This window comes from Lachnoclostridium sp. An76, assembly GCF_002161355.1.
Classification (GTDB): domain Bacteria; phylum Bacillota; class Clostridia; order Lachnospirales; family Lachnospiraceae; genus Mediterraneibacter; species Mediterraneibacter caccavium.
In genome coordinates this window covers 48,401-71,151 of sequence record NZ_NFHL01000007.1, presented here as the reverse complement: position 1 = coordinate 71,151, position 22,751 = coordinate 48,401, and the positions used below count along the sequence as shown (strand labels likewise).

The window sequence follows — 22,751 nt, the reverse complement described above, 5'->3', positions numbered from 1 at the left end:
GGTTTATCCTATCCTCCGTCGGGGCCTGCCTCTGTGCGGCGCGCTTCCGCCGCGCCTGCGTTCACACAGTTATTTTCCAAGCCCTTCCATACGTTCTTTCACCTGGGCGAGCATCTGGGTATATTTCTCCAGCTTCGCCCTCTCCTCCTGGACTTTTGCCTCAGGCGCCTTGCTCACGAACTTTTCGTTCGCCAGCATGCCCTGTGCTCTTTTAATCTCCCTGTTCAGCCTGTCTTCCTCTTTTTTCAGCCTCTCTATCTCCTGCTCGAAGTCCACAAGGTCTTCAAGCGGCAGACAGACGACCGCATCCGGCACAACGACAGACACCGCGTTGTCCGCAACACCGTCTTTTGTCTTCTGGATCAGGATCTCCCCTGCCATCATCAGAGGCTGAGCTGATACTTTTACTGCCTCCATGCCTTTGCTGAGAGCCTCATCTTCGCAGACAATATATACTTTTGTCTTCCGGCTGTTCGGCACATCCATCTCTGAGCGGATATTTCGGATTCCCTTTACGACAGCCTTCACATGCTCCATCACATTCTCATCTGCCGGGAAGCTCCACTCGTCCCTGTATTCCGGCCAGCGGGACATCATCAGAGATTCCTCCTCCGGCACAAGGGCGCTGTAGATTTCCTCTGTGATAAACGGCATGAACGGGTGCAGGAGCTTCAGCGCCTGTCCCAGCACAGTTTTCAGCACCCAGAGCACACAGTCCGCTGCTGCCCTGTCCTCTTCCGCGTGATAGATCCTGTATTTCGCAAGCTCAACATACCAGTCGCAGAACTCATCCCAGATGAAGTCATAAACCTTCTGCACGGCAATGCCCAGCTCAAACTTGTCCATGTTTTCCGTCACGTCTTTTGCAAGAGTGTTGACCCTGGACAGGATCCAGCGGTCCGCCGGCGTCAGCAGGGCGCTGTCCGGCTCCTCCACCACATTTTCCTTCATATTCATAAGGATGAAGCGTGACGCGTTCCATACCTTGTTTGCAAAATTCCGGCTTGCCTCCACGCGCTCATTATAGAAACGCATGTCGTTTCCAGGCGCGTTTCCTGTGACAAGGGTCAGCCTCAGGGCGTCTGCGCCGTACTTGTCGATGATCTCCAGCGGATCGATCCCGTTCCCTAAAGACTTGCTCATCTTCCTTCCGAGAGAGTCTCTCACCAGTCCGTGGATGAGGACGGTGTGGAACGGAGATTTCCCGGTGTGCTCATATCCGGAAAATACCATGCGGATCACCCAGAAGAAAATAATGTCATACCCTGTCACAAGCACATCTGTCGGGTAGAAGTAGTCCAGATCCTCTGTCTTCTCCGGCCAGCCAAGCGTAGAGAACGGCCAGAGCGCGGAGGAGAACCATGTATCCAGCGTATCCTCGTCCTGGGTAAAATGTGTGCACCCGCAGTGCGGGCATTTCTCCGGCGCATGCCTGTCCACGACGAACTCGCCGCACTCGTCGCAGTAATATGCCGGGATGCGGTGTCCCCACCAGATCTGCCTGGAGATACACCAGTCCTTGATATTTTCCAGCCAGTGCAGATAGATCTTGTCAAAACGCTCCGGCACAAATTTCAGCTCGCCTGTCTTCAGCGCGTTGATGGCAGGTTTTGCCAGTTCTTCCATCTTCACGAACCACTGCTGTTTGATCAGCGGCTCCACAGTCGTGCCGCAGCGGTCATGGGTTCCCACGGCATGTGTGTGCGGAACGACTTTTACGAGATATCCCTGCTCGTCCAGTTCCTGCACGATGGCCTTTCTCGCCTCATAGCGGTCCATGCCCGCATATTTCCCGCCATTCTCATTGATGGTGGCGTCGTCGTTCATGATATTGATCTCAGGCAGATTATGCCGCTTACCCACTTCAAAGTCATTCGGGTCATGCGCAGGAGTGATCTTCACTGCTCCTGTACCGAACTCTTTGTCCACATAGTAATCCGCCACGATCGGGATCTCGCGCCCCACGAGCGGCAGGATCACATTTTTCCCGATGATATCCTGGTATCTCTCATCGTCCGGGTGCACCGCGATAGCAGTATCCCCGAGCATGGTCTCCGGACGTGTGGTCGCGATCTCGAGGAACCGGTCCGTGCCCACGATCGGATATTTGATGTGCCAGAAATGTCCTTCCTGCTCCTCGTGCTCTACTTCCGCGTCTGAGAGAGAAGTCTTGCATATGGGGCACCAGTTGATGATCCTGGACCCTTTATAAATGTATCCCTTCTTATATAAATTGATGAACACTTCCTCCACGGCTTTGGAGCATCCCTCGTCCATAGTAAAGCGCTCTCTGTCCCAGTCGCAGGAAATCCCCAGCTTCTTTAACTGGTTCTCGATCGTGCCCGCGTACTCTTCCTTCCACTGCCACGTCCTTTTCAGGAAGCCCTCGCGGCCTAATTCTTTCTTGTCAATGCCTTCCTCTTTGAGCTGGTTTGTCACCTTGACCTCTGTGGAGATCGCCGCGTGGTCCGTCCCCGGGATCCACAGTGCGTTATATCCTTCCATCCTCTTGTAGCGGATCAGGATGTCCTGCAGCGTATTGTCCAGGGCATGGCCCATGTGCAGCTTTCCTGTAATATTCGGAGGCGGCATCACCGTTGTGAACGGCTTTCTGCTCCGGTCCACCTCAGCGTGGAAGTATTTGTTCTCACACCATTTTTCGTACAGTTTTTCTTCGATCTGTTTGGGATCATATGTCTTTGCCAGTTCTTTTCCCATAATCCTTCCTCTCCTTGCTCTCCCTCATAATTTTTATCACGTCAGCCCGCCCATATACAGCTGTCCATATATATCTTATATATCTCCTGCCGGAAGCATCCGGCGGCAGGCATTGTGTTCACGGAATTTTCACACATGCATTAAAAAACGCCCCTTACATCATGTAAAGGGCGAAAACTCCGCGGTACCACCTTATTTCATATATTTCCTTCCGCACACCCGCAGGCTCCTGTCTCTGGATATCCCGATGAAATATATCTCTTAAGTCCTGTAACGTGGACCACTCCGGGATAACCTACCCGCGCCCGCGCCTTATCCCGGCTGCGGGAAACGCTCTTCAGCTGTCCGGTTCAAAAGCTACCTTCCATCACCCTGTACCGAGGCTGCCTTTCAGCCCTGCCGGCGCTCTTTCTTCTTCGTATCCATAAGATCCACAGAGCGCGCAGCTGCGGACAGCCCTCTCTGCCGGAAGCAGTGATGTACTCCTCTTCGTCTGCACCTTTTACTTTCTGAGCGGAACAGAACATCAGGCCTGTCATACGCCCTCTGTTCTCCTCCTAAATTTTACAAAGTTGTTAACTGGAAATTAACTATCAACTACTATATCCGCAAGATAATGATTTGTCAAGATATTTAGAAAATCTTAAGAACAGTTCAGGCATCAGGCTGTGCGGGCGAAAAAGCATGCGAGCATGATTTTCTCTCCCGGGCAGCCCGATGGCTGAACTGTTACCTCACATCATATCTTTTATCATATTTACGATGTCATACCCATAATTATCCCCGGTCGCCCATCCGAGCCCTTCCGGGTTTTCCTGCTGCCCCAGCCATTCCACATAGGGCGCGGCGCCTTTTTTCACATATTCATACCGGTCGTCCACACATTCCTGCGCCAGCGGATCAGACGTAGCGTATGCCTTCAGGTGCTGGATCTGGGCGCGTATCCCGGTCCGTACGTCCGGATATGAGTTCCCCGGCACTCCGCCGCCGGTCGTCCCGAGCCCCGCGAAATTAAACTGCTCGATACTTGCATCTCCCCCGTACTGGAGGAATCCCGTCTCCTTCATGGTCTGCGCGAAGGCGACCTCCGGCCGCACACCTTCCGCCGACGCCTCCTCATAATACATCTGGCAGAACGTCTCTATGGAATCCGCGCCTCCCTTTGAGAGCTGGTCTGAGGGATATTCTTTCCCTGAGGAATTGAAGTAATCCACCATCTCCTGGACTGTCACCGGACTCTCGCCCATGATCGGATACTGCCCCTCCGCGATCGTTTCCTCCGCTGTCCCTGCGTTCCCCGCTTCCGCTTCTGCCTGACTGGAACCCTGCTCCGCCTGAGTGCTGTTCTCCTGCCCGGAGACTGCTTCTGCCCGCCTGCCGCTGTCGTCCGCAGAGGCAGACAGGCGCCCCGAAGCGCCGTCGAGCGCCAGTGTCAGCACGAGAAGAACAGCCAGTCCCGCTTCTATATATAATCTGAGTCTCTTATCATTCCAGTCCATACGCACTGTCCTCCTGGGATATTCTATTCCTGCCATATATCAGATATGCCCCTGTCCAATGAAAAGTACGATCAGAACTTTTCAAGCCACTGTCATAGCAGATCTCATCAGCAAAGCGCCCCACGCCGGATGTAACCGTGTGTGGAGCGCCTCGTTTTTAATATCATTCCCAGTTTTTCTCAGTCCAGATGGAATACCTCATGCAGGTCCACGGAAACAGGGCTGTTGTCCGGGTTTGTATCCATGATGTCAGCCATGAAATCCCACCACTTACGGTTGATGGCTGTATCCGCGCTCTCGTCCCATTTTGCCGGATCCTCCACTTCAATATACCCGTAGAGCACCAGTGTCTCCCTGTCAAGGAAGATCGTATAATTCCTTCCGCCATACTCATGGATCATATCCTGCATCTCCGGCCACAGTTCATTGTGACGCTTCTCATACTCTGCCTCCATGCCCGGGTAAAGTTTCATCTTAAATCCTTTTCTTACCATTGCTGCTGCCTCCTGTCTTAATGTTCGATCATCCTGCGGAACCGCGTTCCAGGCAAAACTATGCCCCGCACAGTCCGATCCCTCGTATATCATAGCATGTCCGCACAGAAAAAAACATGGAAAGAACAGACTAAAACCGCCCAAAAAATCCGATCCCACATTTTACTTTTTTAAGACTTGTGCTATAATCGAAAAGAAAATCACAACCCAGCCGCCGTCTGCGCGGCGCCGTGACGAATGAAAAGAGGGAAAATACTATGAGTTCACAGAATCTTACTCTGCTGACTGATCTCTACGAACTGACCATGATGCAGGGTTATTTCGAGACACAGGAAAACGAAACCGTTATCTTTGATATGTTTTTCAGAGAAAATCCGAACAAAGGCGGTTATTCCATCATGGCCGGTCTGGAACAGGTCATAGAGTATATCAAGAATCTGAACTTTTCTTATGAGGATGTGGATTATCTGCGCGGGCTCGGGATCTTCAGCGAAGATTTCCTCCATTACCTGAGCGGATTCCACTTCAGCGGGGATATCTATGCGATCCCCGAGGGGAGCGTCATCTTCCCCCGCGAACCGCTGATCAAAGTAGTCGCGCCGATCATGGAGGCGCAGCTCGTGGAGACCGCGATCCTGACGATCATCAACCACCAGTGCCTGATCGCCACGAAGGCCTCCCGCGTCGTCCACGCAGCACAGGGAAATGGCGTCATGGAGTTTGGGCTCCGGCGCGCACAGGGACCGGACGCAGGTCTGTACGGCGCGCGCGCGGCAATGATCGGCGGATGTGTCGGCACATCCAATGTGCTCGCGGGAGAACTGTTTGACGTGCCGGTCCTGGGGACTCACGCCCACAGCTGGATCATGAGCTTTAAAGATGAATATACCGCATTCAAAGAATATGCCCGTCTGTATCCGGATGCGTGCACCCTCCTCGTGGACACATACGACACGCTGAAATCCGGAGTGCCCAATGCGATCCGTGTATTTCAGGAAATGCGCGATGCGGGCATCCATCCAAAGAGCTACGGGATCCGCCTGGATTCCGGCGATCTGGCATATCTGTCCAAAAAGGCGAGAAAGATGCTGGATGACGCCGGTTTCACGGACGCAGTCATCGCGGCTTCCAACGACCTGGACGAATTCCTCATCAATGACCTGAAGATCCAGGGCGCGCAGATCACTTCCTGGGGCGTGGGCACGAACCTCATCACTTCCAAAGACTGCCCGTCCTTCGGCGGAGTGTATAAGCTGGCGGCGATCCAGGATGAGAACGGCGAATTCGTGCCGAAGATCAAGATCTCCGAGAACATCGAGAAGATCACGAACCCCGGGAACAAAACGATCTACCGGATCTATGACAAAGAGACCGGCAAGATGCGCGCGGACCTGATCTGCTTTGTCGGCGAGGAATACGATACCTCAAAGGACCTGCTCCTCTTTGACCCGAATGCGACCTGGAAGAAAACAAGGCTCGCGGGCGGGACCTATACAATGAAGGAAATCCTGAAACCGATCTTCATCAGAGGGGAATGCAAATATCAGTCCCCCACAGTAAAAGAGATCGCCGAATTCTGCCGGCAGGAAAAGGAAACGCTCTGGGACGAGACAAAACGTCTCTTCAATCCGCACAAAGTATATGTGGACCTGTCCCAAAAGCTGTACAATACAAAAGCAGAACTTCTCAACAGCGTCAATGTATGACCAGCATATGACCAGACTTATGATCCGGCACTGGATCCCAGTGCCGGTTCTCAGCGCTTAAAACTATAAATATAAAAATAAAACAGATCAAGGAGTATCAATCATCATGAAAATCATCGTACTTGCAGGCGGATTAAGCACAGAGCGGGACGTCTCCCTGGCGTCCGCAGCAGGAATATGCAGGACCCTCATAGAAAAAGGGCATGACGCGTTCCTCCTGGATGTTTTCCTCGGACTGGAAAATGCGCCGGAAAATCTGGAAGACGTATTTACCCTTCCCGGCCACGGGCTGGAGATCGCGGGCAATATCGGGACAGCCGAGCCGGATCTGGCGGCGGTAAAAGCTTCCCGCCCGGATCAGTCTGACTGCTTCCTGGGGCCAAATGTCATCGAGCTCTGCCGCCTGGCGGATATTACCTTCCTCGGCCTTCACGGCGGCGAGGGGGAGAATGGGAAACTCCAGGCAACCTTTGACCTGCTTGGCATCCGTTACACAGGCCCCGACTCACTGGGCTGCGCGGTGGCAATGGACAAAGGCTTTACCAAACAGGTATTCCTCCAGTCCGGCATCGACACCCCGGCAGGCGCATGCCTGCACAAAAACGCAGCAGACCGCTCAGTCAGCTCTCTGGGACTCGACTTCCCGGTCGTGATAAAACCCTGCTCCGGCGGATCCAGCATCGGCGTATATATCGTAAATACAGAATCCGAGTATAAGGAAGCTCTTGAAAAATCCTTCCGCTATGAGGATGAAGTTGTCATCGAGGAATATATCAAAGGAAGGGAATTCGCCTGCGGAGTCATTGACGGAGAGGCGCTTCCCCCGATCGAGATCATCCCGAAGACCGGTTTCTTTGATTACGCGAACAAATATCAGGCGGACGCGACACTGGAAGTATGCCCCGCCGATATCCCGGAAGAGACAGACCGGCGGATGCGCGACCTGACTGTCCGCGCATTCCACGCATTGAAACTCAATGTATACAGCCGTGCGGATTTCCTTCTGGATGAAAAAGGGAACCTGTACTGCCTGGAGATGAACACACTCCCGGGAATGACCGCCGCGAGCCTTCTCCCAAAAGAAGCAAAGGCGATAGGCATTGAATACGGGGATCTGTGCGAACTCATCATCAAAAAATCACTGGAGGCAAGATATTCATGAAACACATGTCATTACAGGAAATCGCTGCCGCCTGCGGCGGGACATACCACGGCAGCCCCGGGCTTGCTTCCCGGGAAGTCAGCAGCGTGGTCATTGACAGCAGGAAAGTGGAAAAGGACAGCCTTTTCATCGCGATAAAAGGCGCACGGGTGGACGGCCATACTTTTATTCCCCAGGTAATGGAAAACGGGGCGCTCTGCTCCGTGTCCGAGCAGGATCTGGGCGATGCGCCCTACCCGTATATCCAGGTTGTCTCCTGCACGCAGGCGTTAAAGGACATCGCGGAGCACTACCGCCGTTCCCTGGACATCAAGGTAGTCGGGATCTCCGGAAGCGTCGGAAAGACGAGCACAAAAGAAATGATCGCCTCCGTGCTCAGCCAGAAATACAATGTCCTGAAAACAGAGGGAAACTTTAATAATGAGATCGGGCTTCCCCTGACCGTATTCAATCTCAGGGAAGAGCATGAGATCGCGGTGCTCGAGATGGGGATCAGCGGGTTCGGGGAAATGACCCGCCTTGCGAAGATCGCCCGCCCGGACATCTGCGTCCTCACCAATATCGGCGTGGCGCACCTGGAAAACCTGGGCTCCCGCGCCGGCATCCTGAAGGCAAAGACAGAGATGTTTGACTATATGAACCCCAACGGCACGATCATACTGAACGGGGACGATGACAAGCTCCGGGAGTTTACTCCTCAAAACGGGATAACGCCGGTCTATTTCGGGCTGGATCCCTCCTGTCCGTTCCACGCAGACCATATCGCAAGCCGCGGGCTGAAAGGAACGGATGCGGAGTTCATCACACCCAAGTCCCGTTTCCAGGCGCATATCAATATCCCCGGCAGCCATATGGTATCCAATGCTCTTGCCGGGATCGCAGTGGGTTACGCATTCGGCATGTCCGATGAGCAGATCGCCCGGGGCATCGAGGCAAATGTGCCCATCCAGGGCCGCAGCAACCTGATCGAAACCGGGAAGTACACTGTGATCGACGACTGCTACAATGCAAATCCTGCTTCCGTAAAGGCATCTCTGGATGTACTTTCCTGCGCGGACACCAGGACCGTAGCCATTCTGGGCGATATGTTTGAGCTGGGTGAGCATTCCGAAAAAATGCACTATGACACAGGCGCCCATGCCGCAGACGCGGGGATCGATGTCCTTGTATGCATCGGCAGCCTCTCTGCGGACACTGCACGGGGAGCAGAGGAGACCGCGCAGAAAAAAGGACTTCCCATGGAAGTCGTTCACTATGCTTCAAAGGAGGAATTTTTCGGCCAGGCGGACAGCCTTCTGAAAGAGCGCGATACCATCCTGGTAAAAGCATCGCATGCAATGGATTTTTCCAGGATCGTAGACTGGCTCCAGCACTAACAGGAAAGGATAGATACCCATGAAATATCAGGTTCTCGTACTGGATCTGGACGGTACGCTCACAAATTCGAAAAAAGAGATCACAGAGCCCACGAGACAGGCTCTGATCGAGATCCAGGAAGCAGGAAAGATTGTTGTCCTGGCCAGCGGCCGCCCGATCAACGGAGTCGCCCCACTGGCCAAAGCTCTCCGGATGGACCGCTTCGGCGGATATATGCTCTCCTTTAACGGAGCGCGCATCACAAAATGCTCGACCGGAGAGATCATTTACAACCGTACAGTCCCCCGGGAGATCATCCGCCCGGTATATGAATATGTAAAGACATTCCCCGGACTGGACATCATCTCCTACACTGACACCCAGATCATCTCCGGCATCCGGCCGAACCGATACGTAGAGATCGAGTCCGGCATCAACAGCATGGAGATCATCTCCGTGGAAGACTTCCCGGAATTCTTAAGCTTTCCCGTGAACAAGCTCCTCGTGGCAGGCGAGCCTGAGGTCCTGGAGACACTGATGGACCCGCTCCGGGAGAAATACCACGGGCTTTTGAACATCTACCGCTCTGAGCCGTTCTTCCTGGAGATCATGCCGAGAAATATCGACAAGGCGCAGTCTCTCCAGAAGCTCCTGAACAGCATCGGACTGACCGCGGATTCCATGATCTGCTGCGGGGACGGGTACAATGACCTGTCCATGATCGAATACGCGGGACTCGGTGTGGCAATGGAAAACGCCCAGCCGGTCATCAAAGAATCCGCTGACTTTATCACCCGCTCCAACGATGAGGACGGCATCCTCCATGTGGTCAACCTGTTCATGCGCGATTAGACGGTCAGGCAGATACTGCATTTTTCTTTTATCCGAAATGTTTTAAAATACAGCTCTTCCATTGGGATCCACTCACTGACAAACCGGGGCAGCATCTCCGGGCCGTTTCTTGATAATATCCTCCGCCGCTGCTCCGCCGGATCCACGTCCATAAATATCCTGATATCATAGACATCCCCAAAATACGGATGACAGCTGTAAGCCCCCTCTATGACAATGAGGGGGCTCTTTGCGATATGCACGGTTTCTCCGAGCTCCTGCCTGGAGCAGTCATACCGCTGATATTCAAATTTTTCCTTCCCTTCCAGGATCGGAAGGATCACTTCCTGACGGAACCGCTCCCGGTCCACATTTCCGCCCGGCTCTGCCAGCCTCTCCGGCGTCCTCTGGTCCTTCTGCAGGAAAAAATCATCCATGTGGATCACTTCCGCCCTGTACCGCTGTGCGATCATCCCTGCAAGAGTTGTCTTTCCGCTGCCGCAGCGCCCGTCGATCGCCAGGAGCACCGGCAGTTTTTTGCCGCCCGTGCTGCCAGAGACATAGCCAGAGACATACTTTTCCAGCTCTTCTTCAACAAGTCTGAATACATCAGTTGTTCTCACTTGCACTGTTTTCACTTCCGATACTATCGCGTGATCCTATTTCACCAGATCCAGGAGCGCGTTCTTCGGCACTGCCCCGATCTGTTTTCCTGCGATCTCCCCATTCTTGAATGCGATAAAAGTAGGAATACTCATCACGCCGAATCTCTGAGCCAGTCCCATCTCTTCATCGATATTGATCTTGCAGACTTTCACTCCTGCTTCTTCTCCCGCGATCTCCTCCACGACCGGTCCCATCATCTTGCACGGTCCGCACCAGTCTGCGTAGAAGTCCACCAGCACCGGCTGGTCAGCCTGCATTACTTCCTGCTCAAAATTCGCTCCTGTCAACTTTACAACTGCCATGTTTATATCCTCCTTCAAGATCATTTCTATTTGTTTTTTTCTTTGTTATGCCTTTATTCTATCACATTCTTTTGCTTTTTCAGTGACAAAGTCACACTTTAGCGGATAACAGCCCCTGACAGTATCTGTCTTCTTATTCTTTGTCCAACGAGCTCTGCATCCCCTCATATCTTCCCAAGCCCTGACGCGTCCAGCACTTCGATCTTCCCTCTCGTCAGCTTCACGAGACCGTCATTCTGGAACTGCTTTAAAATACGCGTCACCACTTCTCTCGCAGTGCCCGCGTCCCTTGCCAGCACATCGTGAGTGATATTCAGCACATCTTCCCCTGTGATCCCCCGGTGCTCCAGGAGAGCTCCCGCGACCCGGGACGCCACATTGGAAAATACGAACTGATTAAAAAGCCACATAATATCCGAAAACTTCTCCGATATCATCTCCATCGTATATTCTTTCACCGCACTGCTCTCATCATACAGCTTCCGGTAGATCTTTTTCGGTATCGTATATATGACACAGTCTGTCTCCATCTCCATATCCAGCTCGATGTCCATACCGTTCAGCATGCACGCCGCGCTTAAGATGCTCACATCCCCCTCCAGCAGCCGGAACAGGGTGATATCGCCGCCGCCCGGGGATGTGATAAACACGCGCGCTCTTCCCTGCGCGATGATCTGGACCCCGGCGCATTCGCCGCCTCCGAAATGGAGGCTCGTTTTCCTGGGGCACAGATTCCTCACTGTATTTGCCTGTACATCGCCTCTCTGTTTCTCCGTGAGATCTTCCCAAAAGGGGAATGCCTTTTTAAACATCTGCTCCAAATTTCCGTCCATCATATCCTCGCTTATCCAACAGTAAAAAAGTCATTCTACAGGATTTATCCCGCGATGTATCTGCACGCTGCCAGCGCCGCCACAGCGCCGTCAGCGGCTGCTGTTGTGAGCTGCCTTACTTCTTTTGTACGGCAGTCTCCCGCGGCGAATATCCCCGGGCGGGATGTGATACAGTCCTCCGCAGCCAGGATAAATCCGTCCGCATCCAGCTTCACTACATCCGCAAAGATCTCATTCTTCGGGATCTGTCCCACAGCGATAAATACCCCGGACACATCCAGCTTAAATTCTTTTCCTGTCTTCTTACTGTTTACGATCAGGCGCTCCACCGCCTGGTCGCCTATGATATCCCTGACCGTTGCGCTCAGGATAAACTCTACATTTTCTTTACTTTCGAGCCGCTTTACTATACTGTCCTCACCGCGGAACTCATCCCTGCGGTGGATCAGATAGACTTTCCGGCAGTAATTGGACAGGAATTCCGCATCCTGGAGCGCGGTGCTCCCTCCGCCTACCACTGCCACATCCCTGCCGCGGAAGAACATCCCGTCGCAGGTCGCACAGTAGGACACACCCGCGCCTGTCAGCCTTTCTTCATTGGGGACGCCAAGATGCCTGTGTGTCACCCCGGTCGCCAGGATGACGCTGCGGCACGGATATTCTTTTCCGGCGGTCTCGATCACCTTGACGCTGCCCTCATCGCGGATGCCCGTGACCTGCTCCATGGCGGTCTCCGCGCCCAGCTTCACAGCCTGGTCCAGCAGGTTCATCGAGAATTCACTGCCGCTCACACTTGCGATCCCCGGATAATTTTCCACATTCGGGGACGATGTGATCTGTCCCCCGAACACACCGCCCTCAATGATGATCGTCTTTTTGCCTGCGCGCTGCCCGTAAATGGCAGCTGTCATCCCGGCGGTCCCGCCGCCGATGATCCCAATATCGTACATATCTTTCAGCCTTCCTTTTCTGCATAATTTTTTATATTAGATGCATTCGCCAGTTTCGTGACCTTCCCGTCTTTTACGACGATCAGCGTCGGCGCCTGCATGACCCCGTATTTCTCCACAAGCTCCATGTTCTCTTCCGCATCGATCAGCTCATACGGGATATTCGCCTTCTCGAGAGAACTTGTCGCCACCCGGCAGTTCGGACATGTCTTGGTCGTAAACAGCAGTGTCTTTGTCTCACTGTCATCCACCGCAGCTTTCTCCGCCTCCTCAGCCGCTGCCTGAGTCCTGGGACGCATATGGGAATTTGTGATATCGTATACTTTCCTCTCCTTAAACTCCTGCGTCTTTCCGTCATTCCAGTTCTTTACCGGACGGTAGTATCCTGTGATCCTGCTGTATACTTCCGCTTCCTCGCCGCAGTACGGGCACTTGAACTGCTCGCCCGAGAGGTACCCATGGTTCTTACAGATCGAGTAAGTCGGCGACATCGTGTAGTACGGGAGTTTATAATTCTCCGCGATCTTTCTCACAAGAGATGCGGCAGACTTCCAGTCAGGCAGCTTCTCTCCGAGGAACGTATGGAATACGGTCCCTGATGTATATAATGTCTGGAGTTCGTCCTGGATATCCAGGGCCTCGAACACATCGTCCGTATAGCCGACCGGGAGATGGGAGCTGTTCGTGTAATAAGGCGTCCCGTTTTTCTCCGCCGCGGTAATGATATCCGGGAATTGCTCCACATCGTGTTTCGCCAGGCGGTAGGTCGTGGACTCTGCCGGAGTCGCCTCCAGATTGTAGAGGTCTCCGTACTCCTCCTGATAGTCCGAAAGGCGCTCTCTCATATGGTTCAGGACTTCTTTTGTAAATTCCTGCGCCTCCTCATGGGTCAGGTCCTGGCGGAGCCATTTCGCGTTGAGGCATGCCTCATTCATGCCTATGAGCCCGATCGTTGAGAAATGATTCTCAAATGTGCCCAGATATCTCTTTGTATAAGGATACAGCCCCTCATTCAGCAGTTTTGTGATCACTGTCCTCTTAATATGCAGTGATCTTGCAGAAAGATCCATCAGGCGGTCCAGCCTCTTATAAAATTCTTCCTTATTTTCTGACAGGTATGCGATCCTCGGCATATTGATGGTCACGACGCCCACGGATCCCGTGCTCTCCCCGCTCCCGAAGAAGCCGCCTGATTTCTTGCGCAGCTCGCGCAGGTCAAGGCGGAGACGGCAGCACATACTGCGCACGTCGCTGGGCTCCATGTCGCTGTTGATATAATTCGAAAAATACGGAGTGCCGTATTTTGCCGTCATCTCAAAAAGCAGTTTATTGTTCTCTGTCTCAGACCAGTCAAAATCCCTGGTAATGGAATAAGTCGGGATCGGGTACTGGAATCCGCGCCCCTCTGCATCCCCCTCGATCATTGTCTCAATGAACGCGCGGTTGACCATATCCATCTCTTCTTTACAGTCTCCGTAAGTAAAATCCATCTCCTTGCCGCCCACGATGGCAGGGAGATTTTTCAGGTCGTCCGGCACAGTCCAGTCCAGCGTGATATTGGTAAACGGCGCCTGGGTCCCCCAGCGCGACGGGATATTCACGCCATAGACAAATGATTCCACGCATTTTTTCACCTCCGGGTAAGTCAGGTGATCCGTCCTGACAAACGGCGCCAGATACGTGTCAAATGATGAGAATGCCTGGGCGCCTGCCCACTCATTCTGCATGATCCCGAGGAAATTCACCATCTGGTTGCAGAGCACGCTCAGATGCTTCGCCGGGGCGGATGTGATCCTTCCCGGGATACCGCCCAGCCCTTCCTGGATGAGCTGTTTTAATGACCAGCCCGCGCAGTAGCCTGTGAGCATGGACAGGTCGTGGATATGGATATCCGCATTCTTATGGGCTCTGCCGATCTCTTCATCATAAATCTCGGAAAGCCAGTAATTCGCCGTGATCGCGCCGGAGTTGCTCAGGATCAGCCCTCCCACAGAGTACGTCACTGTAGAATTCTCCTTTACGCGCCAGTCCGTAACTTTGACATATCCGTCCACAAGCTCTTTATAATCCAGAAGAGTGGAATTCAGGTTGCGGATCTTTTCTCTCTGCTTCCTGTACAGGATATATCCTTTCGCCACATCATCATATCCCGCCTGGATCAGGACAGACTCCACGCTGTCCTGGATATCTTCCACTGAGACAAGCCCGTCTTTGATCTTTGGCTCAAATGCTGCTGTCACTTTCAGCGCCAGCATATCTATGATATCCTGGTTATAATTTTTCTCCTGGGCTTCAAAAGCTTTTCTGATAGCTTCCCCTATCTTTGCCAGATTAAATTCTGCGATCTTTCCGTCTCTTTTTTTGACCTGATACATCGTCCTATCCCCTTCCTTTATCCGATCGTCCGTCCAGCAGGTGTCTGAATCCATTCTATCACCTTGCGGATAGGAACGCAAGGAAAAACACCAATATCTAGTATTTTAACTTTTCATCTCATTCTAGATATTGGTGTTGTGTTTTTCAATCCACTCCCCGCAGTCCTGCTGCCGGGATATATTTTTTCACGATCCCAAGGGCCTGTTCCATGATCTCTTTTGTATATGCACGCAGCCCTGGACGTATCACATCCCCTGAATCCACGAACCCTTGGAGATAATATGCAGGTGCTCCTTTCAGCCAGCGCCCGATCTCTTCAAAGTCCTCTCTTTTATGGAACTCCCTGACCACTGTCGTGCGGAATTCAAACGGCACTGACCCGGACATAAGATAATCCACGCTTTTAAAGATATTTGACATATCATAACCGTCTATCCCGATCGTCATCCCGTACTTTCCCGGAGCGTTTTTTATATCCATTGCCACATAATCTATCATTCCTGACCCGGCCAGGGTTTTCAGCCGCTCCGCATTACTTCCGTTGGTATCGAGCTTCACCTCATACCCCAGATCTTTTATCTCACGGATCAATCTGTCAAGCCCCGGAGCGAGCAGGGGTTCACCCCCGGTAATGCATACCCCGTCGAGAACGCCTCTGCGCTTTTTCAGGAATGACAGGATCTCTTCTTCCGGGATATTCCTGTCCGGATCCACATGTGTTACAAGGGATGCGTTATGGCAGAACGGGCAGCGGAAATTGCATCCCGCAAGGAAAACCGTGCAGGCCACCCTGCCCGGGAAATCTAAAAGAGTTACTTTCTGAAGGCCCTGAATATCCATGATCCCACTCCCTGTTTACAGACTCCTGGATACATCCGCGCAGGCACGCATCGCTTCTATGACCGCGCTTCTGAATCCTTTTTCCTCCAGTACCCTGACCGCCTCGATCGTCGTCCCTGCCGGTGAGCATACCATATCCTTGAGTTCTCCCGGATGCTTCCCGGTCTCTAATACCATCTTTGCACTGCCGTAAACAGCCTGCGCGGCAAATGCATACGCCTGTGCCCTGGGCATCCCCTCCGCCACGGCTGCATCAGCCATTGCTTCAATAAACATAAATACATAGGCCGGCGCGCTGCCACTGACTGCTACCACAGCGTCAATGAGATGTTCAGGCACAAGCTCCACTTTCCCGAATGAAGACAGGATCCGGAGCGCATATTCCTTTTCTTCCTCTGTCACATACTGGTTCACACACGCCGCTGTCATCCCTTCTCCCACCAGAGCCGGTGTATTCGGCATCGTGCGCACTATCTTTACTTTTTTCCCAAACTGCGCCTCCAGCCACGACAAAGTTTTCCCCGGAGCGATAGTGATCACAAGCTGGTCATCTTTTATGCAGTCCTTGATCTCTGCGATCGCATCCGCATAAAACTGCGGCTTCACTGACAGGATCAGCACCTCCGCATCCGCTGCCTTTCTGTTGTCATCCGTAACCTCAATCCCGTAAGCCTCCTTCGTTTTCCGGCGTCCTTCCTCAGAAATGTCCGCTCCTATGATCTCCTCCGGGCGGAAGATCCCTTTTTTGATGATCCCTCCCATAATAGCCCCAGCCATGTTTCCTGTTCCGATAAAACCTAATTTCATCATGATCATATCCTCCTGTTTTCTAAATTTTCTGACGATTCTACCAAAAGGGGTCAGACCCCTTTTACCCAAGTTTTCAGACAATTCACATTTTTACAACAAACTCCCGCTCTTCCTCCAGCGGGATCTCTTTTGTGTCCATCCATTCGATGGAAATGAAATGCCCACCGTTAAGCCCTACGAGCAGCTTATTGATCAATGCTTCTCTCCCCTGGACTTCCATGGTCACAGTCCCGTCCGGGTCATTGCGCACCCAGCCGGTCAGCCCCAGTGACCTGGTGAGATATTTAGCTGTGTAGCGGAAGCCCACTCCCTGGACCCGCCCGTAAAATACGATATGTTTTCTCACTTCCGACATATGCAGTCTCCCTCAGCTCCAACAAAAAATGTCTGTTATCCGTTTCATACAGTCTATATCAGCCTCAATTATCTTAACATATTTTCACTGCCGGATCATCCTTAACCCTGACGCCTTAACCCGGACCCTTAACCCTGACAAAGGTGATCCTGGCAGACAGCACTTGCATTTTCTATTGAGAGTGATATAATAGGTCACATGGAAGCATAGCTCAGCTGGGATGAGCGTTCGCCTCACACGCGAGAGGTCATGGGTTCGAGCCCCATTGCTTCCATTTTTTCATGCCTGCTTTTCTCCCTCTTCCTCTGTGAGCACGCCCGATCTGAGCAGATCCGTGAGCAGTTCCCTCGCCTGTCTTTTTATCTCTTCCAGCGGCGTCTTTTCCTTGTGCGATTCGTTGACAAATCCGAGCATTCCAAAACATACGAATCCCGCGATCTTTTTCGGCGAATATTTCAGGCGGAGATGCTTTTTGACATGGAGCGTATGTTTTTCCACCGTCTCCAGCACAATGCTGTAAAACCGGGAAGCAAGGTAAGGATTTTTCTCCGGATTTGTGTGCTGGAAAAAATCAAATCTTTCATAGTACAGCTCCAAAATACTGTCCAGCATATTTACATATCCCGCCGCCAGCCGGTGCGAGGGATTATTCTCTTCCTGTCTTTTGTAATAATCTTCTGTCCCCTGCCAGAGCATATCATTAAAAATATCGTCCAGGAGCGCATATTTATCATTATAGTGGGAATAAAAAGTAATCCTGCTGACATCCGCTTTCCGGCAGAGCGCTGTGATAGAGATATGCTCAAAATCTTCTCTGGCGAGCATCTCTGTCATCGCTGCCTTTAAGCTGCGCTTTGTTTTTACGATCCGCTTATCTTCCATTTCCTTACATATTTCCTTTTTTGTATAGATAGCTTACATTTTTATTTTATTGTTCATTGTGGAGCAAAAATTATTTTGCTATAATTTTAACACCTGTTATAATAACGGTCAATATTCATAAAATAATAGGACACTCAGGATACACCAAAATTTTTAATCTGAAGATCAGGAGGGATATCATGCCTGGAATTGGCATTATGACGGACAGCAACTGCGGGATCATGCCGTCAGAAGAGAGAGGATATGGGATCCATGTTCTCCCCATGCCCGTTATCATCGACGGGAAAACTTTCAGCGAAGGCGTTGATATCACGCCGGATATATTTTACCAGAAGCAGGCCTCAGGCTCTGTGATCACGACCTCCCAGCCGTCCCCGGGGGATGTGGCGGCAATGTGGGACAGGCTGCTGTCTTCTTACGATGAGATCGTCTTTATCCCAATGTCATCGGGACTGAGCAATACATGCCAGACCGCGCTCATCCTGGCAGACGATGAGCCGTACCGCGGGAGAGTCCACGTTGTAGATAATCACCGCATCTCCGTCACCCAGGCAGTCTCCGTGCTGGACGCAAAAATCCTGGCAGACGAGGGCAGGTCCGGAGCTGAAATAAAACAGATCCTGGAGCAGGAAGCTCTCGACGCCACGATCTACATCGCAGTGGATACTTTAGAATATCTGAAAAAAGGCGGACGGATCACCCCGGCGGCGGCAGCCTTCGGCAGCATGCTCCGGATCAAGCCCGTCCTCACGATCCAGGGCGGAAAGCTCGACTCCTGTGCCAGGGCACGGGGGATGAGATCTGCATTCCACACTATGCTGGGCGCGCTGAAAAAGGATCTCGACACAAGGCTTGCGCCGCTCAGAGCGCAGGGCTGCCTGAAGGTCGGCCTCGCAAACACACCGATGGAGCCTGAAAAGCTGGATGCATTTAAAGCTGAGATGCACGAAAATTTCCCGGACATGGATTTTGTCTATTTCCCGCTCACCATGAGCATCGGGACGCATGTGGGTCCCGGCGGGCTTGGGATCGGAGCTGTAAGATTCCACGATAAGTAAAAACAAGAATACAGAGCTCAAAAAATACAGAGCTCAGAAAAAAGAGGGAAGACGGATCGCACAGATCCGCCCCCTCTCTTTTTTGTGTTTCCCGATGTACACGCCGCATTTCTGTCCTGATATTTTACGCAGGCATGAAGTCCTATTTTGACGCTGGCGTGAAATACTATTTTGACGCAGACACGAAGTTCTATTTTGACTCAGGCATGAATTTCTATTTTGAAGCAGGCATGAATTTCAGGATCTCTCCTGCCACCCCGGAGATCGGCATGGTCTGGAGCCACACCCGCCCCGGCCCTGTGATCAGGGTATTGAATACGCCCTCGCCGCCGAATACCATATTTTTCAGTCCCGGTACCGTCTTGATATCCATGCTGCAGGTCGCGTCCATCGCGGCCAGATATCCCGTATCCACGATGATCTGCTGGCCGGGCTGGAGCTGGTACTCTACCACATGTCCGTCAAATTCTACGAATGCAGTGCCCTGCCCGGACAGTCTCTGCATGATGAAGCCCTCGCCGCCGAACAGTCCTGCACCCAGTTTTTTTCGGAAGAATACGGACAGCTCCACGCTCTCCTCCGCTGCAAGGAATCCGGTTTTCTGTACGATGATGTCATTTCCCGGACTGATATCCCAGGCACGGATCTGCCCCGGGAAGCTGGAGGCGAAAGCGATCATCCCGTTCCCGCCTGTGGCTGTATACCGGTTCTGGAAGATCGCCTCTCCCGCGAACATCCTCCCCAGAGCCTTGCCCACTCCTCCGTTGGACGTTGTCTCCATCTTCATATTCGGCGACATCCAGCTCATGGAGCCGCGCTCTGTGATCATCACTTCCCCATCCTCCAGATAGCATACCACTACCGGTAGTGTTTCCCCTTTGATCTCATATCTCATCTTCTGATCTCCTCTCTTTTCTTACTGCTCTGACCTGTTTTTCCGTTTTCTTCATCCGCCCTCCTCTGCCGGATCTCTGTTCTCATCATATCATAAAATACTGCTGTTGTGTTCGGTCATTTCTTCCTCCGGCATATCCATTTTGGGGAGCACGATATCTGCCTTGAACAGGTCCGCCTCTGTAGAGATCTTCAGCGTCCCGTGCTGGAGCTCCACAAAACTCTTGGCAATAGCAAGGCCCAGCCCGGATCCTTCGGTATTTCTCGACGAATCCCCGCGGACAAAACGGTCCGTGATCTCGTCAACATCAAAATCCAGCTCCGCTGCCGACACATTTTTCATAGAGATATGCACGGAATTTTCCTGATCCTTCATCTCGATATATACCCGCGAGTGGGGCATCGCGTATTTTGTGATATTCACGATGAGATTTTCAAAGATCCGGTAAGTCTTCTGGCTGTCCAGGTACATGACCACCTTCTGTTCCGGCAGCTTCCAGCGGAACTCCAGGTTCGCGTCCCGGATCTTTCCGTCATTTTCAAGCCCCACTTCTTTCAGGAGATTTACGATATCCACTTTCATATAGTGCATGACGATATTCCTGCTGGCAGCCTTGCTGATCTCAAACAGATCCTCGATCAGCACTTTCAGTCTCAGCGACTTCTTTTCCAGCACTTCGATATATTCTTTTCTCTTGTCCTCATCCTCCTCATTTTTGAGAAGATCCGTGTACGTGATGATCGCTGTGAGCGGTGTCCTCAGGTCATGGGATACATTTGTCACAAGCTCGGTCTTCATGCGCTCATTCTTTACTTCTTCGTCCACGGCTTTTTTAAAGCCTTTCTGGATCTTCTTCAGTTCTTCCTGGATCGGGTTGAACAGGCCGATGTCGCCCTCGATGGGCACATCCAGATGCCCGTCCGCCAGCTGGTTTGTGGACTTTAAGAGCATCTTATATTTCTCCTGAAGGTCTTTTGTATATTTCCTCAGGAATAAGAACAGGATCACAGAATACACGATCAGCGCGAAGATGCCGTAATACCAGAACGCGCACACCACGCATAGGAGAAGGAAGTTGATGACCACGACCTTCAGGATCGTGCGGTTCGTCTTATCCTGGAAATCCAGATGCAGCAGGGCGTCATACTGCCTGGAAATAAATGATTTTACTTTTCGGAAGGCTCCGCCCGCCTTCTTCGTCATAGTCCCGCCATATTCATCACCTCTGTTCCTGATGCGGCAGATCAGCCTGTAGGTCAGCGTCCGCTCCCGCCAATACGCCCCCTTCATGCGCACTATTGCTCTCAGCGAGGTCACTGCCCAGAACAGAACACCGAACACCAGCATCCACATAAAGAAATTAAGCAGCATTGCCGGGAGTTCCAGTCCGCCGGTCGACGCTGTCGGCAGGAGGCTGCCGGTCAGCGAGCCGTACACGACCTGCATGGGCAGGAAATAAAGATCCGAGCAAAAGCAGAGGAACAGGACCAGCACAGGAATCTCGAAAGGCACGGCAAACATCTTCATGCCGCTGATATCCAGTCTCCTGACCAAAGGCAAAAGAAGCGCCGCGGCGATCACCAGCAGGCCCAGCATCTCCAGAGTATCCCTGTATGCTCCGCTGCTGCTCAGACTGTATATATCCGGATACATAGGATCCGTGGCTTTTATATATGCGTCAAGATTTTCTTTTGTCATTCCATAGATCACAGTGACACCCGCCGGTACGGATATGCTCGATATCCCGTAGTTGTCCTCCTCGATCTCCGTCTCACGGATGTAGTTGTTCTCGAGATTATATGCATCCTCCGGGGAAAGCACGGTCCCGTCCACCTGAACGCCGGAGAGCATCCCATCGCCTGAGAATCTGTATTCCGCCCGGAATGCATAATGATCTGTCTCCGGAGCAGTCAGCAGTTCCTGAGTGTCTTCCGCCAGATTTTCCGTGAGGACTGACAGTTCTCTGTCCTGCTCACCGGATCCCTCACTGGTTTCCGCTGTCTCTGCATCTCCTCCTGCGTCCTCTTCCGCAAATACAGCGCAGTCCATATATTTTCTCACCAGATCAAACGGCCTCTGTCCGAACTCATCCAGCACCTGGCCCGGGTCTGTCTCTCTTGCGTACTCATTATAGAGAATATAATTTCCCTCCGCCAGATCGTTGCCGATACTATAGAGTCCTTCCATATACATCGTTTCGTCCGACTCTTCGCTCTCCAGAAAAGCCGACATCTCCGGATAGCTCCTCAGCATAGACAGAGCACAAAAAGCCAGAAGGAGCACAACAGCAATAATCCCCGCCTTACGGCTGCTTTTCGATCTTATATCCAACGCCCCACACCACCTTTAAATATTTCGGATTCTTCGGATCGATCTCAATCTTCTCTCTGATATTCCTTACATGGACCATGATCGTATCCGTATTGATCGCTTTCTCCTGCCACACTCTCTCATAGATTTCTTCCGCTGAGAATACCCGCCCCGGATTTTTCGCCAGAAGGAGCAGGATCTTATATTCAATCGGCGTCAGCTTCACCGGGTTTCCGTCCATGGTCACTTCCACTGCCTCCTCGTTGATCTCCAGCCCGCCGATCACATGGACATTCTCCTTCGGAGCCAGCTTCTCCAGGAACTTCCGGTAGCGGCGGAGCTGCGAATTCACCCTCGCCATCAGCTCCATGGGCGTAAACGGCTTCGTCACATAATCATCCGCCCCGATATTCAATCCCGTGATCTTATCCACTTCCTCCGACTTCGCAGAAAGCATGATCACCGGAAAGTCATATTTCTCCCTCAGCTTCATCGTCATCCGGATCCCGTCCATCCGCGGCATCATAATATCCACGATCGCCAGGTGGATCTCCTCCTTCTCAATGATCTCCAGCCCCTCAATGCCGTCCGCAGCCTGAAAGACCTTGTAGCCCTGGCTCTGAAGATAGATCTGGACGCCTTCCCGTATTTCCTTGTCATCCTCAACGATCAGAATGTGATTTGTTTCCATAATGTATACAATATCTC

General features: G+C 52.2%; 20 protein-coding genes and 1 tRNA gene. 6 read left to right on the top strand and 15 right to left on the bottom strand.

All coding sequences use genetic code 11. The annotated features are described in order from the left end of the window. Nucleotides 1-69 precede the first annotated feature (69 nt). From B5G27_RS12325 to rhaM, 3 genes are all read right to left on the bottom strand, one after another. Nucleotides 70-2,718 (bottom strand): valine--tRNA ligase, encoded by a 2,649-nt coding sequence (locus B5G27_RS12325; protein ID WP_087179165.1) that lies wholly within the window; start codon nucleotides 2,716-2,718, stop codon nucleotides 70-72. Nucleotides 2,719-3,452: 734 nt separating this feature from the next. Continuing rightward, a complete protein-coding gene (locus tag B5G27_RS12315; protein WP_143449717.1) occupies nucleotides 3,453-4,217 on the bottom strand; it encodes a glucosaminidase domain-containing protein in 765 nt (254 codons plus the stop codon). A gap of 179 nt (nucleotides 4,218-4,396) precedes the next feature. Further along, on the bottom strand, nucleotides 4,397-4,711 hold the full coding sequence (rhaM, locus tag B5G27_RS12310; protein WP_087179163.1) for an L-rhamnose mutarotase: 315 nt from the start codon (nucleotides 4,709-4,711) through the stop codon (nucleotides 4,397-4,399). A gap of 257 nt (nucleotides 4,712-4,968) precedes the next feature. Between rhaM and B5G27_RS12305 the strand changes: the two genes are divergently transcribed. The 4 genes from B5G27_RS12305 (at nucleotide 4,969) to B5G27_RS12290 (ending at nucleotide 9,787) form a co-directional block, all read left to right on the top strand. Further along, a complete protein-coding gene (locus tag B5G27_RS12305; protein ID WP_087179162.1) occupies nucleotides 4,969-6,417 on the top strand; it encodes a nicotinate phosphoribosyltransferase in 1,449 nt (482 codons plus the stop codon). A gap of 106 nt (nucleotides 6,418-6,523) precedes the next feature. Next, a complete protein-coding gene (locus B5G27_RS12300; RefSeq protein ID WP_087179161.1) occupies nucleotides 6,524-7,579 on the top strand; it encodes a D-alanine--D-alanine ligase family protein in 1,056 nt (351 codons plus the stop codon). Next, the gene (locus B5G27_RS12295) at nucleotides 7,576-8,955 is read left to right on the top strand and encodes a UDP-N-acetylmuramoyl-tripeptide--D-alanyl-D-alanine ligase (protein WP_087179160.1); all 1,380 of its coding nucleotides are present in this window, start codon (nucleotides 7,576-7,578) and stop codon (nucleotides 8,953-8,955) included. The genes B5G27_RS12300 and B5G27_RS12295 overlap by 4 nt, the downstream gene beginning before the upstream one ends. A gap of 19 nt (nucleotides 8,956-8,974) precedes the next feature. Next, on the top strand, nucleotides 8,975-9,787 hold the full coding sequence (locus tag B5G27_RS12290) for a Cof-type HAD-IIB family hydrolase (RefSeq protein WP_087179159.1): 813 nt from the start codon (nucleotides 8,975-8,977) through the stop codon (nucleotides 9,785-9,787). On the opposite strand, the gene B5G27_RS12285 is transcribed toward B5G27_RS12290, so the two are convergent. The 8 genes from B5G27_RS12285 to B5G27_RS12250 all read right to left on the bottom strand — a co-directional run bounded on the left by B5G27_RS12285 (nucleotide 9,784) and on the right by B5G27_RS12250 (nucleotide 16,898). After that, the gene (locus B5G27_RS12285; protein WP_087179158.1) at nucleotides 9,784-10,395 is read right to left on the bottom strand and encodes a uridine kinase family protein; all 612 of its coding nucleotides are present in this window, start codon (nucleotides 10,393-10,395) and stop codon (nucleotides 9,784-9,786) included. The genes B5G27_RS12290 and B5G27_RS12285 overlap by 4 nt on opposite strands. Nucleotides 10,396-10,425: 30 nt before the next feature. After that, nucleotides 10,426-10,734, bottom strand: coding sequence for a thioredoxin (gene trxA, locus B5G27_RS12280; RefSeq protein ID WP_087179157.1), 309 nt, complete (start codon nucleotides 10,732-10,734; stop codon nucleotides 10,426-10,428). A 164-nt stretch (nucleotides 10,735-10,898) separates the two neighbouring features. Beyond that, nucleotides 10,899-11,570, bottom strand: a complete 672-nt coding sequence (locus B5G27_RS12275) for a Crp/Fnr family transcriptional regulator (protein WP_330399064.1) — start codon at nucleotides 11,568-11,570, stop codon at nucleotides 10,899-10,901. A gap of 41 nt (nucleotides 11,571-11,611) precedes the next feature. Further along, a complete protein-coding gene (trxB, locus tag B5G27_RS12270) occupies nucleotides 11,612-12,517 on the bottom strand; it encodes a thioredoxin-disulfide reductase (protein WP_087179156.1) in 906 nt (301 codons plus the stop codon). A gap of 5 nt (nucleotides 12,518-12,522) precedes the next feature. Continuing rightward, nucleotides 12,523-14,892 (bottom strand): ribonucleoside triphosphate reductase, encoded by a 2,370-nt coding sequence (locus B5G27_RS12265; protein ID WP_087179155.1) that lies wholly within the window; start codon nucleotides 14,890-14,892, stop codon nucleotides 12,523-12,525. Between the two features lie 145 nt (nucleotides 14,893-15,037). Further along, nucleotides 15,038-15,733 (bottom strand): anaerobic ribonucleoside-triphosphate reductase activating protein, encoded by a 696-nt coding sequence (locus B5G27_RS12260; protein WP_087179154.1) that lies wholly within the window; start codon nucleotides 15,731-15,733, stop codon nucleotides 15,038-15,040. Between the two features lie 15 nt (nucleotides 15,734-15,748). Continuing rightward, on the bottom strand, nucleotides 15,749-16,540 hold the full coding sequence (gene proC / locus B5G27_RS12255; protein WP_087179231.1) for a pyrroline-5-carboxylate reductase: 792 nt from the start codon (nucleotides 16,538-16,540) through the stop codon (nucleotides 15,749-15,751). Nucleotides 16,541-16,625: 85 nt separating this feature from the next. Next, nucleotides 16,626-16,898, bottom strand: a complete 273-nt coding sequence (locus B5G27_RS12250; RefSeq protein WP_087179153.1) for an acylphosphatase — start codon at nucleotides 16,896-16,898, stop codon at nucleotides 16,626-16,628. Between the two features lie 200 nt (nucleotides 16,899-17,098). Here B5G27_RS12250 and B5G27_RS12245 point away from each other — a divergent pair. Further along, nucleotides 17,099-17,172, top strand: a tRNA-Val gene (locus B5G27_RS12245). 5 nt (nucleotides 17,173-17,177) lie between these two features. Here B5G27_RS12245 and B5G27_RS12240 read toward each other — a convergent pair. Next, nucleotides 17,178-17,780, bottom strand: a complete 603-nt coding sequence (locus tag B5G27_RS12240) for a TetR/AcrR family transcriptional regulator (protein ID WP_087179152.1) — start codon at nucleotides 17,778-17,780, stop codon at nucleotides 17,178-17,180. A 179-nt stretch (nucleotides 17,781-17,959) separates the two neighbouring features. Here B5G27_RS12240 and B5G27_RS12235 point away from each other — a divergent pair, with 179 nt between their 5' ends. Next, nucleotides 17,960-18,838 (top strand): DegV family protein, encoded by an 879-nt coding sequence (locus tag B5G27_RS12235; protein ID WP_087179151.1) that lies wholly within the window; start codon nucleotides 17,960-17,962, stop codon nucleotides 18,836-18,838. A gap of 214 nt (nucleotides 18,839-19,052) precedes the next feature. Here B5G27_RS12235 and B5G27_RS12230 read toward each other — a convergent pair whose 3' ends face one another. The 3 genes from B5G27_RS12230 to B5G27_RS12220 form a co-directional block, all read right to left on the bottom strand. After that, entirely contained in the window at nucleotides 19,053-19,733 is a 681-nt protein-coding gene (locus B5G27_RS12230; RefSeq protein ID WP_087179150.1) for a TIGR00266 family protein, read from the bottom strand. A gap of 90 nt (nucleotides 19,734-19,823) precedes the next feature. After that, a complete protein-coding gene (locus B5G27_RS12225) occupies nucleotides 19,824-21,965 on the bottom strand; it encodes a sensor histidine kinase (protein ID WP_242958310.1) in 2,142 nt (713 codons plus the stop codon). 70 nt (nucleotides 21,966-22,035) lie between these two features. Then, nucleotides 22,036-22,734, bottom strand: a complete 699-nt coding sequence (locus tag B5G27_RS12220; RefSeq protein WP_087179148.1) for a response regulator transcription factor — start codon at nucleotides 22,732-22,734, stop codon at nucleotides 22,036-22,038. Nucleotides 22,735-22,751: the final 17 nt, after the last annotated feature.